17 protein-coding genes are annotated in these 17,003 nt (G+C 67.1%); 8 read left to right on the top strand and 9 right to left on the bottom strand.

Annotation, left to right across the window (positions count from 1 at the left end):
* Window positions 1–20: 20 nt before the first annotated feature.
* Entirely contained in the window at window positions 21–1,166 is a 1,146-nt protein-coding gene (locus tag AZC_RS06380) for a DSD1 family PLP-dependent enzyme (RefSeq protein ID WP_012169770.1), read from the top strand.
* A 48-nt stretch (window positions 1,167–1,214) separates the two neighbouring features.
* Here the strand turns inward: AZC_RS06380 and AZC_RS06385 are convergent, their stop codons facing one another.
* The 3 genes from AZC_RS06385 to AZC_RS06395 form a co-directional block, all read right to left on the bottom strand.
* Complete coding sequence (locus AZC_RS06385; protein WP_012169771.1) at window positions 1,215–1,997, bottom strand: PhzF family phenazine biosynthesis protein; 783 nt, start codon at window positions 1,995–1,997, stop codon at window positions 1,215–1,217.
* Between the two features lie 20 nt (window positions 1,998–2,017).
* Window positions 2,018–2,641 (bottom strand): glutathione S-transferase family protein, encoded by a 624-nt coding sequence (locus AZC_RS06390; protein WP_012169772.1) that lies wholly within the window; start codon window positions 2,639–2,641, stop codon window positions 2,018–2,020.
* A gap of 123 nt (window positions 2,642–2,764) precedes the next feature.
* Window positions 2,765–4,948, bottom strand: coding sequence for a lytic transglycosylase domain-containing protein (locus AZC_RS06395; RefSeq protein WP_043878991.1), 2,184 nt, complete (start codon window positions 4,946–4,948; stop codon window positions 2,765–2,767).
* 274 nt (window positions 4,949–5,222) lie between these two features.
* Between AZC_RS06395 and dapA the strand changes: the two genes are divergently transcribed.
* From dapA to AZC_RS06410, 3 genes are all read left to right on the top strand, one after another.
* Entirely contained in the window at window positions 5,223–6,122 is a 900-nt protein-coding gene (dapA, locus tag AZC_RS06400; RefSeq protein WP_012169774.1) for a 4-hydroxy-tetrahydrodipicolinate synthase, read from the top strand.
* Between the two features lie 90 nt (window positions 6,123–6,212).
* On the top strand, window positions 6,213–6,692 hold the full coding sequence (smpB, locus tag AZC_RS06405; RefSeq protein ID WP_043878992.1) for an SsrA-binding protein SmpB: 480 nt from the start codon (window positions 6,213–6,215) through the stop codon (window positions 6,690–6,692).
* A gap of 7 nt (window positions 6,693–6,699) precedes the next feature.
* Window positions 6,700–7,227 (top strand): GNAT family N-acetyltransferase, encoded by a 528-nt coding sequence (locus AZC_RS06410; RefSeq protein ID WP_012169776.1) that lies wholly within the window; start codon window positions 6,700–6,702, stop codon window positions 7,225–7,227.
* A gap of 39 nt (window positions 7,228–7,266) precedes the next feature.
* Here AZC_RS06410 and AZC_RS06415 read toward each other — a convergent pair whose 3' ends face one another.
* Together AZC_RS06415 and AZC_RS06420 are read right to left on the bottom strand one after the other, a co-directional pair.
* Window positions 7,267–8,061 (bottom strand): DUF1217 domain-containing protein, encoded by a 795-nt coding sequence (locus AZC_RS06415; RefSeq protein ID WP_043878993.1) that lies wholly within the window; start codon window positions 8,059–8,061, stop codon window positions 7,267–7,269.
* A gap of 173 nt (window positions 8,062–8,234) precedes the next feature.
* Complete coding sequence (locus AZC_RS06420; protein WP_043878994.1) at window positions 8,235–9,032, bottom strand: DUF1217 domain-containing protein; 798 nt, start codon at window positions 9,030–9,032, stop codon at window positions 8,235–8,237.
* A gap of 399 nt (window positions 9,033–9,431) precedes the next feature.
* On the opposite strand from AZC_RS06420, the gene AZC_RS06425 reads away from it, so the two are divergent.
* A complete protein-coding gene (locus AZC_RS06425; RefSeq protein WP_043878995.1) occupies window positions 9,432–9,992 on the top strand; it encodes a peroxiredoxin in 561 nt (186 codons plus the stop codon).
* 141 nt (window positions 9,993–10,133) lie between these two features.
* Window positions 10,134–11,489 (top strand): DUF7256 domain-containing protein, encoded by a 1,356-nt coding sequence (locus AZC_RS24300; protein WP_012169780.1) that lies wholly within the window; start codon window positions 10,134–10,136, stop codon window positions 11,487–11,489.
* A gap of 6 nt (window positions 11,490–11,495) precedes the next feature.
* On the opposite strand, the gene AZC_RS06435 is transcribed toward AZC_RS24300, so the two are convergent.
* The 3 genes from AZC_RS06435 to AZC_RS06445 are packed head-to-tail and all read right to left on the bottom strand — an operon-like array spanning window position 11,496 to window position 13,231.
* Entirely contained in the window at window positions 11,496–11,963 is a 468-nt protein-coding gene (locus AZC_RS06435; protein ID WP_012169781.1) for a c-type cytochrome, read from the bottom strand.
* Between the two features lie 18 nt (window positions 11,964–11,981).
* Window positions 11,982–12,617, bottom strand: coding sequence for a uracil-DNA glycosylase (locus AZC_RS06440; RefSeq protein WP_012169782.1), 636 nt, complete (start codon window positions 12,615–12,617; stop codon window positions 11,982–11,984).
* Between the two features lie 8 nt (window positions 12,618–12,625).
* Complete coding sequence (locus AZC_RS06445; RefSeq protein WP_012169783.1) at window positions 12,626–13,231, bottom strand: NYN domain-containing protein; 606 nt, start codon at window positions 13,229–13,231, stop codon at window positions 12,626–12,628.
* A gap of 201 nt (window positions 13,232–13,432) precedes the next feature.
* On the opposite strand from AZC_RS06445, the gene rpoZ reads away from it, so the two are divergent.
* On the top strand, window positions 13,433–13,819 hold the full coding sequence (rpoZ, locus tag AZC_RS06450) for a DNA-directed RNA polymerase subunit omega (RefSeq protein WP_012169784.1): 387 nt from the start codon (window positions 13,433–13,435) through the stop codon (window positions 13,817–13,819).
* Between the two features lie 259 nt (window positions 13,820–14,078).
* Here rpoZ and rimO read toward each other — a convergent pair whose 3' ends face one another.
* Window positions 14,079–15,431 carry a 30S ribosomal protein S12 methylthiotransferase RimO gene (gene rimO, locus AZC_RS06455; protein ID WP_012169785.1) on the bottom strand — a complete coding sequence of 451 codons (1,353 nt, stop codon included), beginning with the start codon at window positions 15,429–15,431 and terminating at the stop codon, window positions 14,079–14,081.
* Window positions 15,432–15,630: 199 nt separating this feature from the next.
* Between rimO and AZC_RS06460 the strand changes: the two genes are divergently transcribed.
* Entirely contained in the window at window positions 15,631–16,998 is a 1,368-nt protein-coding gene (locus tag AZC_RS06460; RefSeq protein WP_012169786.1) for a sugar porter family MFS transporter, read from the top strand.
* Window positions 16,999–17,003 lie beyond the last annotated feature (5 nt).

A 17,003-nucleotide genomic window follows, 5' to 3' on the forward strand; every position in this document is an offset into this window, starting at 1 on the left:
CCCAAAGAAAGCCCCGCGCCATGACCGTCGCCGCCGCCCTCGCCGACCTTCCCACCCCATGCCTCATCCTCGATGAGGCGCGCATGCTGCGGAACATCGCCCGGCTCAAGACGCATCTGGACGGCCTCGGCGTTGCGCTGCGTCCGCACCTGAAAACGCTGAAGAGCGTGGAGGCCGCTCGCCGTGTGCTGAAGGACGGGAATGGCCCTGCGACGGTCTCCACGCTGAAGGAGGCGGAGGTGTTCGCCGCCGCCGGCGTGCGCGACATCATCTATGCGGTGGGCATCGCCCCGCAGAAGCTGCCGCGCGTGATCGCCCTGCGCGGCGCGGGCTGCGATCTCGCCGTGGTGCTGGATACGCGCGTGCAGGCTGCGGCGGTCGCCGCCATGTCGCGGGCCGTGGGGGACGCCATTCCGGCGCTGATCGAGATCGACTGCGACGGCCATCGCGCCGGTCTCAAGCCGGATGATCCGGAGATCGTCGCCATCGGCCGCATCCTGCACGAGGGCGGCGCGCAACTGCGCGGCGTGCTCTGCCATTCCGGCGGCAGTTACGGGCAAGTGGGTCCCGAGGCGCTCGCAGACTTTGCCGAGCAGGAGCGCGCGGCGATCGTGGCAGCCGCCGAGACCCTGCGCGCCGCCGGCCTGCCGTGCCCGGTGGTCAGCGTCGGCTCCACCCCCACCGCCCATTTCGCCCGCGATCTCACCGGCGTGACGGAAGTGCGCGCCGGCGTCTATGTCTCCCAGGATCTGGTGATGGCGGGCATCGGCGTGTGCACGCCGGATGATATCGCCCTCTCGGTCCTCGCCACCGTCATCGGTCACCAGAGCGAGCGCGGCTGGACGCTGGTGGATGCGGGCTGGATGGCCCTTTCCCGCGATCGTGGCACCGCCTCGCAGGCGGTCGATCAGGGCTATGGCCTGGTGTGCGACGTCGAGGGACAGGTGATCCCGGATCTCATCGTTGTGGGCGCCAATCAGGAGCACGGCATCATCGGCCTGCGGGCGGGCAGCACGGCCACCGCGCCGGACCTGCCCGTGGGGGCGCAGGTGCGCATCCTGCCCAACCATGCCTGCGCCACCGCCACCGAGTTCGACGATTATGCGGTGCTGCCGGCGGACGGCAGCGCCCATATCGCCCGCTGGTCCCGCTTCCGGGGCTGGTGAGGGATCGGCAGGCCCGGCTCACGTCCGGGCCTGACGTTTCGTCTCAGTTCAGTATTCCGCCGTGCCTTCGAGGAAGAAGACGCACGCGCCCTCGATGAGCACGCGGTCATCCGAAAGGCGGCAGGTGAGGTCGCCGCCGCGCGCCGAGGCCTGATGGCAGGCGAGCGTGCTGCGGCCGAGGCGTTCCGCCCAGTAGGGCACGAGAGTCGTATGGGCCGCCCCCGTGACCGGGTCCTCGGGAATCCCCTTGGCGGGGGCGAAGTAGCGGCTGACCACATCATAAGCGTTATCGCCCGGCGCGGTCACGATAAGGCCGGGCCGGTCGAGCGCGGCGATGGCGGCCATACCGGGAGAAAGCCCGCGCACGGTCGCGGCGTCCGCAAGCACGGCCATGTAGGTGAAGGGATTGATGCGCACTTCTTCCGGCGCCGCGCCCAGCGCGGCCGCGACGCCCGGCATGGCGATGGGCTCGCTGCCGCGCGCCGGGAAGTCCAGCACATAGCCCGTGCCGCTTCGGGAAACGGGCAGGGCGCCGCTGGCGGTGTGGAACGTCACCGAAGCACGCCCCGGCTCCAGCCGCTCCATCACCACCGCCGCGCTGGCAAGCGTGGCATGGCCGCAGAGCGGCACTTCCACCTTGGGCGTGAACCAGCGCAGGTGATAGTCGCCGCCCTCTCTCACCAGAAAGGCGGTCTCTGAGAGGTTGTTCTCGGCTGCGATGGCGCGCAGCGTTTCGTCTTCCGGATAGGCCTCCAGCAGCATCACGGCGGCGGGATTGCCGGCGAAGCGGCGCGTGGTGAAGGCGTCGACCTGGAACAGCGGGGCTTTCATGGGAGGGGCTCGGATCAGGATCAGTCGTAGGTGGCGGCCATGTAGGCCCGTCCGGCGGGGCGCTCCGCCAGCCGAGCGTAATAGGCGGCGGCGTGTGTGAAGTCCGGGCGGGGAATGGGCGCCCGGAACCAGCGGTGCAACGAAAGCCCGATCACGATGTCGGCCACCGTGAAGGTGGCACCGCAGATGAAGGCGCGTCCGTCGGCGAACTGGCCGTCCAGCAGGGCGACCATGCGCGTCCATTCGGTGATGGAGGCCTCCACCTGTTCCGGTGTGCCGGCGTCGGGCCGGTTGCGCATCAGCACGAGGAAGGCGGTGCGCCAGGCGGTGTTGAACTCGGTCGCCTGCCAGTCCATGGCGGCTTCCACCTGCGCACGTTCCACCGGATCGACGGGCAGCAGGTCGGGGCGGCCATATCGGGCGGCGAGATAGCGCACGATGGTGTTGCTCTCGGTGAGCACCGCATCGCCATACACGACGACCGGCACAAGCCCCTTGGGGCTCAGAGCCTGGAAGGCGGGATCGGAGGTCGGACGGAAGCCGGCGCCCCAGTCTTCTTGCGTGTAATCAAGTCCGATCTCGTCGCAGGCCCAGAGCACCTTGCGCACGTTGATGGATTGCCGCTTGCCGAGGATGCGGAGCATGAAGGGCCACCGTGTCGCTGATCACAGCGCCCGCGAAGCGCGGGCGCGGCAAGGTGGCGCCGGGGGCGGGCGCATGCAACGGGAACATTGCCCTCGGAGCAATGGGGTGGATGCCGTCCGTCCTCAGCGGGCGGCCACCGGTTGGGCGCGGTCCGAGCCGAAGCGGGCGCGGTAGACGAGATAATTCTCCATCACCCGCTGCACGTAATTGCGCGTCTCGGAATAGGGGATGAGTTCCACCCAGTCCACGGGGTCCACATCCGGCGAGCGCGGGTCGCCATAGCGGTCGATCCACTTGCGCACGGAGCCGCGCCCGGCGTTGTAGGCGGCGAAGACGAGGGCGGTGTTGCCGCCGTAATTCTCCATCAGCTCGCCCAGTTCCGCCGCGCCGAACTGCACGTTGTAGGACTGGTCGTTCATCAGGCGGGCCTCGTCATAGGCAACGCCGGTCTTCTTCGTCACCTCGCGGCCTGCCTCCGGCGTCACCTGCATCAGGCCCATGGCCTTGGCACTGGAGAGGGTGCGCGGGTTGAACTGGCTCTCCTGCCGGGCCACCGCATAGACCATGGCCCGGTCCACCGGATTACCGATCGAGGTGTAGTTCGGGATGCCGAAGGTGGGGAAGGCGGCGGCGTCCAGCGGATGGCCCTCGGCCACGCTCTCCTTGCCCACCACCAGCGCGCCGCGCGCGTCATTGTTCTCCTGTGCCAGCTGGTAGAGCATCTGGAGGTGGGAACTGTCCTCCATGCGCCAGGCGAGGTCGTAGAGAATGGTCATGGCGGTGTCGCGGTCGCCCAGCGCATAGAGCAGGCGCACCGCCTTCACCGGCTCGATGCGGTCGAAGGTGGCGCGGGCCTGCATGCCACCGTCCGGCGCACGGCGCAGGGCGACGGCCGACAGGCCCAGCCGCTGGCGGGCGAGTTGCCCGTAATAGGTGGTCGAGTACTGCGCCGCGTGCTCATAGTGCGACCGTGCCGAGCCAGTGTCGCCGGCCGCCTCCGCCGCGCGGCCCTGCCAGAAGAAGGCGCGGGACAGCGTGATCGGGTTGCTCTGGCCGTGGGCGATGCGCGAGAAATGCGCCTGCGCCGTGCGCGGGTCCTTCAGGAAGGCGAGGGCGATCCAGCCGGCGGTGAACTGCTGCTCCGCGCGATAGTTGGAGGCGTCCGGAATGGCGCCGGTGGCGGCCACGCGATAGGCGGTCTTGGGGTCGCCCGCATCCAGCAGCTCGCGCGAGACAAGGCGGCGCTCGATCCACCATTCATCCGTGTCCACCAGTACGTCGGGGCTGGCGCCCGCGGCCTGAAGCAGTGCGGAGGCAGCCTCGCTGTCCTTTCCGGCGCGGCGGGCGAGCTGGGACTTGGCAAAGAGATAGGCCGGGTCGTTGGCGAGCGTGAAGGGCACCTGCGACAGCAGGCGGGCGCCTTCCGGCGCCTTTTTCGCGATGGCGAGCCGGGCCTGCGTCAGCAGGACCACGTCCGAGCCCGCGCGGGCGGCGGCGCGCATCGCACGGGCCTGATCGGGCTTGTAGCTGTAGCGGTCGGCGCGGGCCTTGTGGTCGGCGCGGGTGAGCAGGACGCCGAATTCGCCCAGCACCTGATTCTCGGTGTTCTCGGTCAGATCATCGTTGCGCCAGGCGTCGCGGATGAGTGCGGCGGTCGTGTTGCGGTCGCCGGAGGCGGCCATGGCGCGGGCGAGCGCAATCTTGCCCTCGCCGGAGATCGGGTCCTGTTCCGAGAAGAAGGCGCGGACGGTGGCCGGATCCTTGTTCTCCGCCAGCAGCACGCGCTCGGCGCGGCGGCGCAGGGTGCCGGGCGTCGGCCAGCCCGGCTTCTCGCGCAGGAAGGCGGCGATGTTGGTGAAGCCGTAGTCGTTCGGCGCGTTGCGGATGACCAGCCAGACCACGAGGTTGCGCGCCACCGGGTCTTCCAGCTGGCGCGCCATCTGGAGCGCTTCCGTGCCGCGGCCGGCCTTGGCAGCGATCACCGCATTGCGCAATTCGCCGAGTTCGCCGGTGGCGATGGCGGCGGTGGGGGCGAGCGTCAGCGGCGCGGCCTTGGGCGCCGGGCGGGCGGCCACGCCGCGGCCGGGGCTATGGGTCGCAGGCTTGGCGGCGGCCTTGGATTTGGCGTCCGGCTTCTTCGCGTCTTTCTTGGCGTCCTTCTTCGGGTCCGCCTTCTTCGCGTCGGCCTTCTTGGTGTCGGTTTTCTTGGTGGGGGCGTCGCTGTCCTGGGCCGCCATGGCCGGCGGCGCCACGGCAAGCGCCAGGGCGAGGGCGGTGCATGAGAGCAGGAGACGGACAGACGGCATCATTTTTCCTCACGGCGCAGCGCCGAAGCGGATCCGGCGCCGATCTTGGGCGAGCCGCGTTGACGAAACGCTAACTACCCTGCCGCACCGATACGGGCAGAAACGTGACGTTGCTATCCTGAGGCGAGTTCGCGCGGCGATCAACGCCCCGTCTCGGCGGGCGCAGGAACCGCTGGGGCCTTTCGCTGACGCGGACAACGCTGTATCTGTCGCGGTCCGCTTTGCCCCGCGCCAAGGGGGCGGGTGCGTTCATAACCCAGAACAAGGCCCTGCCATGTCTTCCGCTTCGCCCAACGCTCTGTTCCGTGGCTCCTTTACCGCGCTCGTGACGCCGTTCCGCGATGGGGCCCTGGACGAGAAAGCGTTCCGCGATCTCGTGGAGTGGCAGATCGCCGAGGGTACCAATGGGCTCGTGCCGGTGGGCACCACGGGCGAGAGCCCGACGCTCAGCCACGACGAGCACAAGCGCGTGATCGAGTGGGCGGTGTCGCAGGCCGCCGGCCGCGTGCCGGTGATGGCCGGCGCGGGCTCCAACGATACGGCGACCGCCATCGAGTTTTCCCAGCATGCCGAGAAGGTCGGCGCGCAGGGCCTGCTCGTGGTTACGCCCTATTACAACAAGCCCTCGCAGGAGGGCCTGTACCAGCACTTCGCGGCCATCGCGAAGGCGGTGAGCCTGCCCATCTTCATCTACAACATCCCCGCCCGCTCGGTGATCGACATGAGCGTCGAGACCATGGCGCGTCTGCGCGAGTTCCCCAACATTGTCGGCATCAAGGACGCCACCGCCAACATGTCGCGCGTGTCCCTGCAGCGCCAGACGCTGGGCAAGGACTTCATCCAGCTCTCGGGCGAGGACATTACCGCGCTGGGCTTCAACGCCCATGGCGGGGTGGGCTGCATCTCGGTGACGGCGAACGTTGCCCCGCGCCTGTGCGCGGAGTTCCAGGCCGCCTGCACCAGGGGCGATTATGCCGCCGCGCTCGCCATCCAGGACAAGCTGGTGCCGCTGCACACGGCGCTCTTCGTTGAAACCAACCCGTCGCCCACCAAATATGCCCTGTCCGTTCTGGGCAAGATGGCCGAGGACGTGCGCCTGCCCATGGTGCCGGTCTCGGAGCCGACCAAGGCCGTGGTGAAGAGCGCCATGGTCCATGCCGGCCTCATCAACTGATCCTGCGCCGGGCCGGATGGCGACATCCGGCCGCGTCCGCGCTGCCGAGGGCGGGGCGCCACCCGTGCCCCGTCCCGTTTCGAGAGTGTGATGGCTGAGAAGAAGAAAAAGGAGCTGCCCCGCAAGGTGGTCGCCGACAACCGGCGGGCGCGCTTCGACTATGACATCGGCGAGGTGTTCGAGGCGGGCATCGCGCTGAAGGGCACCGAGGTGAAGGCGCTGCGCACCGGCAAGGCGACGATCCACGAGAGCTATGCCGGCGGCAAGAATGGCGAGCTGTGGCTCTTCAATTCCTACGTGCCGGAATATCTGGAAGCCAACCGCTTCAATCACGAGCCGCGCCGCCCGCGCAAACTGCTGATGCACAAGCGGCAGATCCACAAGCTCACCGTGGCAGTGGAGCGCGAGGGCATGACCGTGGTGCCGCTGAAAATCTATTTCAACGAGCAGGGCCGGGCGAAGGTGGAAGTGGCCCTCGCCAAGGGCCGCAAGGCCCATGACAAACGCGAGGCGGTGAAGGAGCGGGACTGGAACCGCGACAAAGCCCGCCTGATGCGCGATCGCGGCTGAGACGGCCATGTCGGTCGGCCCCGTGATCCGCCGCGCCGGCCCGGTCGACGCCCGGCGTCTCGGGGCGGCTGGCCCGGCACTTTATGCGGAAAGCTACGCCTTTCTCTGGGACGACGATGCGGCCTATGCCGCGCAGCTTGCCACCTTCGGGCCGGACGCCTTCGCAGACCTGCTGGCCCGCGACGATGCGCGCGTGTGGCTCGTGGAAGATGATGGCGCGCTGCTTGGCTTCCTGTCGCTGCTTCTCGGCGTGCCGGAGCCCGTGACGGGCCGGTCGGCCGGCGCCGAGGTGCCGCGCATCTATCTGGCGCGGGCAGCGACCGGGCAGGGGCTGGGCCGCCGCCTGTTGGACGAGGCGGCCGCCTGCGCACGCGATGAAGGCGCGGGTTATCTGTGGCTCGATGCCATGGAAACGGCGCCCTGGGCGGTGCGAACCTATCAGAAGTGGGGATTTGCCGAGATCGGCCGCATGCCCTTCGGCCGGCCCGTGAAGGCCGGCCATGGGACGCTTGTGGTGCTCTCGCGCGACCTTTAGGCCACTGGGGAAGCGAAGGGCCGCCCGGCGCCAGCGGGATCAGCCGCCGTACTTCAGGCCGATGATCGAGGACGCGGCGCCGCTGCTGACGGAGCTGCGCGAGCTGCTGGTGTTGAACAGGGTCAGGATCGGGTTGTTGGCGGCGGTGTTGTTCGTCGCGTCCCAGATCGCCGCGAAGCGCTGGAGCAGCTTGTTCACCTTCGTCGGGTCCTGAAGATCGTTGACGTTCAGCTTCGCATCCACGATCCGCTTCTGCTGAGCGATGTCCACCTTGCCCATGTTGTCGGGCAGGTTGAACACCGTCTTCACCACCTTATAGAGCGCCGGGTCGCCGAGGATGCTGTAGGCCGACTTGATGGTGGCGGCGTTGCGCTTGAAGTAGAGCGCCAGCTGAACGCCCTGGTCCGTCTGCCCCAACTCCGTCTCGATGGACTGGTTGAGGTAGTATCCAACCACGTCGTCGGCCGTGGCCGGAACGGTGGTCAGAGCGTTGGTCGGGTTCAGGTTGGAGAAGGCGCGGGCGAACACCTTGAACTTGTCGTCCGCCAGCTTGTTCACGAAGCTGGAGGAATCGGACAGGTCGCTGTTCAGCACCTTTTTCATATAGGCCTTGGCGTTGGCCATCTCGCTGAGGCCGAACGCATTCATGGCAAAATTGAAAAGGCGGTAGTTGCCGACGAACTCGTCGACGGTTTTGACCTTGGTGATGTTCGCCCTGAAATAAGCGATGTCGTTCTTGACGATCGGCTCGGCGGCCTTCGTCTTGAGCGCCATGGCACTGTTCTTCTGGTAATAATTATAGGTCGCGAACGTCGACCCGAAATCGATAGCCATGGCTGACAGTCCCCACCGTCTCCAACGCATTGTCGTGGCACCGGGGTCTTGTGTCCAGCCCGCGGGCGCGCCAGAGCGCGCGGCAGGAGAACGCAAGTCCTGAAACCACGGCTGCATCCTGCACGATGCGGCTGGCGCGAGGCTTGCGTGAAGCTGTCGTCCGGCGGAGGCGGTCAGCCGCCGTATTCGAGATCGAGGATGTTGCTGGATGCGCCCGAGGCCGACGCGTCGGAGCCGCCGTCGGAAAAGAGCTCCAGCACCGGATCGCTGCTGGCCGCGCTGCTGTTGGTGGCGTCCCAGACGGCGGAAAAGCGGTCGAGCAGGGCGGAGACCTTGGTGGGGTCCTGAAGGTCCGCGATGTTCACCTTGGATTCCACCAGATCCTTCTGCTGGTTGATGTCGATGGAACCGAGGCTTTCCGGCAGATCGTAGACGGTCTGAACCACCTTCCAGAGCTGGCTGTCGCCGAGGATCGAATAGCCGGAGGTGATGTTCGCGGCGTTGCGCTGAAAATAGAGCGCGAGCTGCGTGCCCTCGTCCTGCTGGCCCACGTCGTTCTCCAACTGCTGTTCCAGATAGCTGTTCACGACCTGCTGGGTCGTGGCGGCCGTATAGCTGGCAGCGGAATCGTTGGGATTGAGATTGGCGAAAGCCTTCGCGAGGTTCAGGTAGCGCTGGTCGTTGAGCTTGTAGACGAGGCTGGAGGAATCCGAGAGATCGCTGCTGAGGACCTGCTTCACCAGGGCCTTGGCGTTGGTTTCGTCCGAGAGGCCATAGGCGGTCATGGCATAATTGAGCAGGCGATAGTTGTTCACGAAGTCGTCCACGCTCGTGACCGACCCGATATTGGCCTCGTAATAGGCCGTATCGCGGGCCACCTCGGGTTGGGCGGCTTCCTGCTTCAGGGCCGTATCGCTGTTCTTGGAATAATAATTGAAGGTCGCGAATGTCGACCCAAGATAGATGCTCATGGCCCCGCTCCCCAGCCCCGGTGGCGGCTCCTGCCGCATGACCTGTTCCAGCGCAGTGAGATTAATGGCGAGGCGCCTTGTGCTCACCACACACTAAGTTGAGGGTCGTCGCCTGTCGTTTCGTCATCTGACCCAACGGCGGGGGCCGGTGTATTCGGGACGCTACGGCAAGCAGGGATACTTTCCGAGATCGGACGGATATTTTTAATCCGGCCGTAATCTTCAGGCCGTTGCGGCAGGTTTGCGTGCATGTTGCTGCAAGGTCTGCGCAAGCCTTCCATGTTGCGCGCTCGATGCGGGGCGCTGACGGTGCGGCCGGAGGCGGGCAAACCTCTGGCGGCGGTGTCAGGCTGCGCTACAATCGGGCGCGTTTGGATACCGTCACCCGGAGCATGTCAGATGAGTGCCCTCGATCCCGCCGCCTTGCCCGTGCCCGAGGATGACGGCGCCGCAGACCATCTGCCGGGGCTGGAGCTGCCGATCATCCGGCTCATGGGCACCCATGGCCATCCGGTGGATCTCTCCGACCTGTCCGGTCGTGCGGTGGTCTATGTCTATCCGCGCACCGCGCGGCCGGGCGAGCCGCCGCTGGAGGGGTGGGACGAAATACCTGGCGCCCGCGGCTGCACCGTGCAGTCCTGCGCGTTCCGGGACCATCTGGAGGATCTGCGGGCCGTCGGCATCGAGCACGTCTTCGGCCTCTCGGCGCAGGACACGGAACATCAGAAGGAAGTGGCCACACGCCTCAACCTGCCGTTTCCGCTGCTCTCCGACCATGGCCTGCAACTGGCCCGCGCCATCCGGCTCCCCACCTTCGAGGTCGGCGGGCTCAAACTCCTCAAGCGGCTCACGCTGGTCGTGGAAGATGGGGCCATCGCCCACACCTTCTATCCCGTGTTTCCGCCCGAGGAGAGCGCGCGGCAGGTGGTCGAGTTCTTCCGGACCTATGACAGGGGCTGACCGGATCATCCGACCTTCCCCGGAGGTTGCGGGTTAAGGCATTGAGGAAGCGATGGATTTATCGCTTCTCCCCCCCCTCTGTCCGGCGCTAGCCTTCGCCTCCCGGCAGGTCTGCGGACCTGCGCAGACAGGGAGACGCATATGCTGGAACCGACGCCCCCCGACATGCAGGCCCTTGGTGCGCTCCGTCCCGGCGACCCCGCCGAGAAGCTGGCAGCGGCCGTGGGCTCCCGCTGGCGGGCGCCGCTTCCCCATGAGGGCGGGTGGGTGCGCTACCTGGACCGCTCGTTCCATGTGACCGCGCGCCTTGATCGTGCGGGCCGGCTGGGGCGGATCGAGTTTCGCGGAAATTTCGATCCGGAGGTCTCCATTGCGGGCCTGCGGGTGCGCATGCCGGAGGCGGAGCTCGCCGCCGTCGCGCCGGATCTCCATCTCTCCAAGCCGCCGGAGGGCGGCGCGCCCTATCGCTTCGGATCGCGCGACCTGCCGAGCGGCGCCCGCCAGTTCGTTGAGACGGGCTATGGCAAGGTTCAGCGCATCCAGCTGTTCCATCCGAAGGCCGTCTATCCCTCCTGGCGCGATCTCAGCCTCACGCCGCCCTCCGCCGCCTTCAACGTGCGCGTCGTTCCGGGTCTGAAGCCGCGCGGCAGCGACGCGCCGGAGGGCTGGTGCTGCGGCCTGCCGCGGGGCATCACGCCCGCGCAATGGCCGCTGTCCACCGAGACCGGCCTGCCTCTGGAGCACCATTTCACCGTGCGGGTGCCGGAGCCCTACCGGGTCCATGGTGCGCAATATGTGGCGCTCGCGCTCTTCAGCGACACCACTACGGAGAACCGCAGCGCGCCGCAGGTGCTGGACGTGATGACCATGGCCATGGACGGACGGGCGCTGCCTGAGGCGCCCGATCCGGCGATCGCGCCCTTCGTGGCCTCTCTGCGCAACCGCCATCCCATGGAGTTCCGCTCCTACGACATCCTCTATTCCACCCATGCCGCCATCTGGCTGACCGAGGCAGAGTTCAACGGACCGGAGTGCGAGCCGCCGGAGCCGATCCGGACCGCAGCCAATGAGGACGCACAGTGGCAGGACTGGCGGCAGACGACAGCGGCCCAGCGCCTGTTCGGCTGGAATGGGCAGGAGCCGTTCGATAGCGACTATTATCTGCATCGGCTGGCGGGCCGCCGGCCGGAAGGCCCCTGGGACATTCTGGCCCTCAGCATCACGCCGGCGGAGGATCCCAATGCCGGGCGTGAGCCGGTGGACTTCGGGGAGGGGCATAATCCCGACGGCTATGTGCCCGCCTTCAGCGAGGAATGGGATCGTCTCGGGCTCGAGCTGAAGTATGACGACCTCCAGTTCGGCGGCACCGTGATCACCGGCGACGGCTTCGACGAACTGTCGCCCTTCTTCCTGGTCATCCGCGAGACCGCGGGCATGTGGAACCTTGCGGGTCACGCGGTGCCGTTCGATCTCGTCTCCATGCGCACGCTGTTCTGACGGGTCTCAGGGCCCCGTCTGCCGCATCAGGTAGGCGATGACGTCGGCCCGGTCGCGGGCGGACTCAAGCCCGGCAAAGCCCATGCTGGTGCCGGGCGCAAAGGCTTGCGGGTCCTTCAGCCAGGCATCCATCCGCTCGAGCGTCCAGCGTCCGCCCACCGCTTGCAGGGCAGCGGTGTAGCTGAAGCGCGGGCTGTTCCGGCCGATCAGGCTGCCCATCACGCCATGGAGGTTCGGTCCGTCGAGATTGCCGCCGGCGCGTCCGACGGAATGGCAGGATCCGCAGATGCGGAAGACCTGCGCTCCGGCGGCCGGGTCCGCATCGCGGAGCAGGTCGGCGAGGGTGGCGTTTTCCGGCACCGGCCGGGGCGGGCGCTGGCTCGGCGCGAAGCCCGGCCAGAACCGCCATGCCAGAGCGACCGCGCAGGCGCCGATGCCGACGCCGAGAGCGATGGAGAGGAGGGGGTGCCGCATGTCCGCCCCGTGGCCCCCTCAGGCAGCGTCGAGGAAGCTTCGGACCTGCGAGAAGACGGCGCGGAACATCTCGGGCGTCAGTACGCCGGTGTTGGTGTTGTAACGGGAGCAATGATAGCTGCCGAACACCGTATGGCCGCCGATCTCGCGCCGGGTCCCATGGCCGAAGGGCGCGCGCGACATGCGTTCGCCCAGCGTCACCACAACGGAATCATGCGCGATCTTGCCGAGGGCCACGATGGCGGACAGGCGCGGCATCTGCGCCATCGCTGCCGCAAGGAAGGGGCGGCAGGTGCGGATTTCTTCCGTGGTCGGCTTGTTCTCCGGCGGCACACAGCGCACCGCATTCACGATACGGGCGTCGATCAGTTCCAGGCCGTCATCGGGATCGGCGCGATAGGTGCCGCGCGCGAAGCCGAAATGGATGAGCGTCTCGTAGAGCAGGTCCCCCGCATAGTCGCCCGTGAAGGGGCGTCCCGTGCGGTTGGCTCCGCGCAGGCCGGGGGCGAGGCCGACGATGAGCAGGCGAGCCTCCTGTGGTCCGAAGGTCGGAACCGGAGCGTTGAACCAGGACGGCTCCGCCGCCCGCCAGGTGGAGCGGAAGGAGACGAGGCGCGGGCACAAAGGGCAATCGCGCCCCGGGTCTGCAAGCATCGAAACGGTCAGTTCTCGTTCGGGTCCGCCACGGGGGCGCCGCGCCGCTCAAGGAAACGGGGCGTCTCCTGAAGGCGGTTGGCGCGCTCGGCCGGATCACGTCCGATTTTCGCCTGAAGGTCAACCAGATCGATGAAGACGTCGGCCTGACGGCGCAGGTCGTCGGAGATCAGCGGCGGCTGGGTCGAGATGGTGGAGACGACGCTGACGCGGACGCCCTTGCGCTGCAGGGCTTCCACAAGAGAGCGGAAATCGCCGTCGCCGGAGAAGAGGACGATGTGGTCGAGGCTGCCGGCCAGTTCCATGGCATCGACGGCGATCTCGATGTCCATGTTGCCCCGCACACGGCGTCGGCCCTGGCTGTCCGTGAACTCCCGCGCGAGCTTCGTTACGACGGAATAACCGTTGTAATCCAGCCAATCCAGCAGCGGGCGGATGGACGAATATTCCTGGTCCTCGACCAGTGTCGTATAGTAGAAGGCGCGGAGCAAATACCCGCGGCTCTGGAATTCTTTTAGCAAGCGCTTGTAGTCGATATCGAATCCAAGAGCTTTCGTGGCTGAATACAGATTGGCGCCATCGATGAACAGCGCGATCTTTTCCATACCCTGCATATTCGTTTCACCGACCCTAAAAACTAGACGTTACCCTACAGGGATTTTAAATTTGTATCGCATGCCATTTCTCAAGCATGGCGGGTCCGAGCGCAAGCGAAAAACGCATCGGTTGCTTGCCTGCTAATCCCAAATCGGATATAGCGCCAAACTTTCCCACGCTTCGCCCAGCCGTAGCGCGCACCAAGGAGTGCCGACACCATGGCCCGTGTCACCGTTGAGGATTGCATCGATAAGGTGGACAACCGTTTCGAGCTTGTCCTCCTCGCCGGCCATCGCGCCCGCATGATCTCGTCCGGCTCGCCGATCACGGTGGACCGCGATAACGACAAAAATCCGGTCGTTGCGCTGCGCGAGATCGCTGACGAGACGGTCAGCCCCGAGGATCTCAAGGAAGACCTCATCCACTCGCTCCAGAAGTACACGGAAGTGGACGAGCCGGAGCCCGAGTCCGTGCCGCTCATCGCCAGCAGCGAAGGCGGCGTCGACGACGCCGATATCGTTCTGGACCGCATGACCGAGGAAGAACTCCTCGCCGGTCTCCAGGGCCTTGTGCCGCCGGAGCAGACGGACGACGACGAGGGGTGACCACCCCGCTGGGGCCGCGTGCGGTCCCGCACTTCAAATTCGACGCCAGCAGGGTCTCTCGGGATTCTGCTGGCGTTTTGCATTGTGTGCATAGCTTTTGAATTGAGTTGGCACAGTTTTGCATGGCGTCCGTCGCGCGGCAATCCGTTCGCCGGCCGCGCATCCGCCTTGGGACGCGATGACGCGTCCCTCTCCGCTTAAGGCTGGACGAGAGGGTATCTGTGTCGGGTATTTCAAGGGGCGGCGGGTAGCCGCCGCGTCAGAAGCCGACGGCAGAGCCGATCAGATCATAGGCGTCCGCCGCCTCGATCTTCACCGTGGCGATCTCGCCCACGCGCAGCGGGCGCCGGGAGGCGATCTTCACCGAGCCGTCGATCTCCGGCGCATCGCCCTTGGTGCGGCCGATGGCGCCGCCGGGCGTCACGCTGTCGATGATGACCTGCTGGCGGGTGCCCACCTTACGCTTGAGGCGGCGGGCGGAGATTGCCTGCTGCTTCAGCATGAAGCGGTCGTAGCGCTCGGCCTTCACCTCGTCCGGCACCGGATTTTCCAGCGCATTGGCGGGTGCGCCCGCCACCGGCTCGAACTTGAAGCAACCGACGCGGTCGAGCTGTGCTTCGTCGAGGAAGTCCAGCAGTTCCTGGAACTCCTCCTCGGTCTCGCCGGGGAAGCCGACGATGAAGGTGGAGCGCAGGGTGATGTCGGGCACCGCATCCCGCCACGCCAGCACGCGGGCCAGCGTCTTCTCCTGCGCCGCCGGACGCTTCATCCGCCGCAGCACGGTGGGGCTGGCGTGCTGGAAGGGAATGTCGAGATAGGGCAGCACCTTGCCGCTCGCCATCAGCTCCATCACCCGGTCCACGTGCGGATAGGGATAGACGTAATGGAGGCGCACCCAGGCGCCGAGATCGCCCAGCGCATCGGCCAGATCAAAGAAGCGGGTCGCCCAGTCGCGGTCCTTCCAGCGGCTCTCGGCATATTTCAGGTCGACGCCATAGGCCGAGGTGTCCTGCGAGATGACGAGCAGTTCCTTCACGCCGGCCGCCACCAGCTTTTCCGCCTCGCGCATCACCTCGTTCAGCGGGCGGCTCACGAGATCGCCGCGCAGCTTCGGGATGATGCAGAAGGTGCAGCGGTTGTTGCAGCCTTCTGAAATCTTCAGATAGGCGTAGTGGCGCGGCGTGAGCTTCACGCCCTGTTCGGGCACGAGGTCCAGGAAGGGATCGTGCTTGGGCGGCACCGCCTGGTGCACGGCGTCAAGCACGCTTTCATATTGCTGCGGGCCGGTGATGGCGAGCACGCTCGGGTGGACGGCGCGGATCTGCTCCGGCTCGGCGCCCATGCAGCCGGTCACGACCACCTTGCCGTTCTCCGCCAGCGCCTCGCCGATGGCCGAGAGGCTTTCCGCCTTGGCGCTGTCGAGGAAGCCGCAGGTGTTCACGATGACGAGATCGGCGCCGTCGTGGTTGCGCGTCAGCTCATAGCCTTCCGCCCTGAGGCGCGTGACGATGCGCTCGCTGTCCACCAGAGCCTTGGGGCATCCCAGCGAAACGAAGGAGATGCGGGGCGCCGCCGGGGTTGCGGTCGAGAGCGTGCTGGTGGGTTCGGCCATGATGTGGCGCGCAGGTCCGTTTGGTATCAGAGAGCGCAGAGGCGTTACGGGAGGTTGACCCGCCCGTCAATCCCGCTGCCGCATGGCTGCCCGGCGCGGGCGCTGTCCGGGCGCATCCCACGGTACCGTCCTCCTTGCGCCTTTCCGTCCCGTGGCGCCCAAGGTACACAACTCCAGCCTGTCCGGTTGGGGTGCCCGCATGATTTATCTGATCGCGTCCATCGCCGGCATCGCCGGCCTGCTCTTCGGCTTTGATGAAGGCGTCATCGCCGGCGCGCTGCATCTCCTGCGCGCGGAATTCACCATCTCTCCCCTGGCCGAAGGGCTGATGACCGCGACGGTTCCGTTCGGCGCCATCGGCGGGGCGCTGCTCGCGGGCTGGCTGGCCGGGCCCATGGGGCGGCGCAAGCTGCTGCTGGGCGCGGCGCTGCTGTTCGTCTTCGGCGCACTGCTGTCTGCGGTGGCGACGAGCCTTGCCCATGTGTGTATCGCCCGCCTTCTGCTCGGGCTGGCCATCGGCGTCGCCGCCATGATCGCCCCGCTCTATATTTCGGAGACCGCCCCCGCCCGCATCCGGGGCATGCTGGTGTCCATCTATCAGCTCGCCATCACGCTCGGCATCCTCGGCGCCTATCTGGTGGGCTACGTCTTCTCCGATAGCTGGCGGACCATGTTCGCCACGGGAATGGTGCCGGGCCTGATCCTGTTCTTCGGCGTGGTGGTGCTGTCCGACACGCCGCGCTGGCTGGTGCTGCGCGGGCGGCGCGACGAGGCCCGCGCGGTCATCGCCCGCACGCAGGGGCTGCCGCGGGATCATCGCGACGTGGTGGCCGAGCTGCGGGAGATCGAGAAGGCGGCGGCGGCCGATGAGGCACAGGGCGGCTGGCGCGACCTGCTCAGCCCCACCGTGCGGCCGGCGCTGGTGGTGGGCATGGGGCTGTTCCTGCTCCAGCAGCTCAGCGGCATCAACGCGGTAATCTATTTCGCGCCCACCGTCTTCCGCCTGTCCGGCTTCGACAACACCTCCACCCAGATGCTCGCCACCGTGGGTGTGGGATGCGTCAACGTCCTGATGACCTTCGTGGCCATGGGGCTCATCGATCGCATCGGCCGGCGCAAGCTCATGTTCATCGGCTTTGCCGGGGCGGCGCTCAGCCTCGGCATGATCGCGGTGGCGGCCGGCACGGGCGCCAGCGATCTGCAGGCGCTCGCGCTGGTGGGGCTGCTGCTCTACATCGCCGCCTTCGCGGTCGCCATCGGGCCGCTGCCGTGGGTGATGATGTCGGAAATCTTCCCGCTGCACCTGCGCGGCCCCGGCATGAGCGCGGCCTCCATCACAAACTGGGTGTTCAACTTTATCGTGGTGCTGACCTTCCCCGTGCTGGTGGAGGCCATCGGCCTTGCGGGTGTGTTCGGCATCTATGCGCTGGTCTGCCTCGCCGGGCTCGTATTCACCGCCCGCCTCGTGCCGGAGACCAGCCAGGTGTCGCTGGAGGAGATCGAGGCGCATCTGAAGGCTGGCAAGCCGTTCAGCGCCCTTGCCACCCGCGCGCCGGACAGGACCTGACCCCG

The organism is Azorhizobium caulinodans ORS 571 (assembly GCF_000010525.1).
In the GTDB taxonomy this organism is placed as follows: domain Bacteria; phylum Pseudomonadota; class Alphaproteobacteria; order Rhizobiales; family Xanthobacteraceae; genus Azorhizobium; species Azorhizobium caulinodans.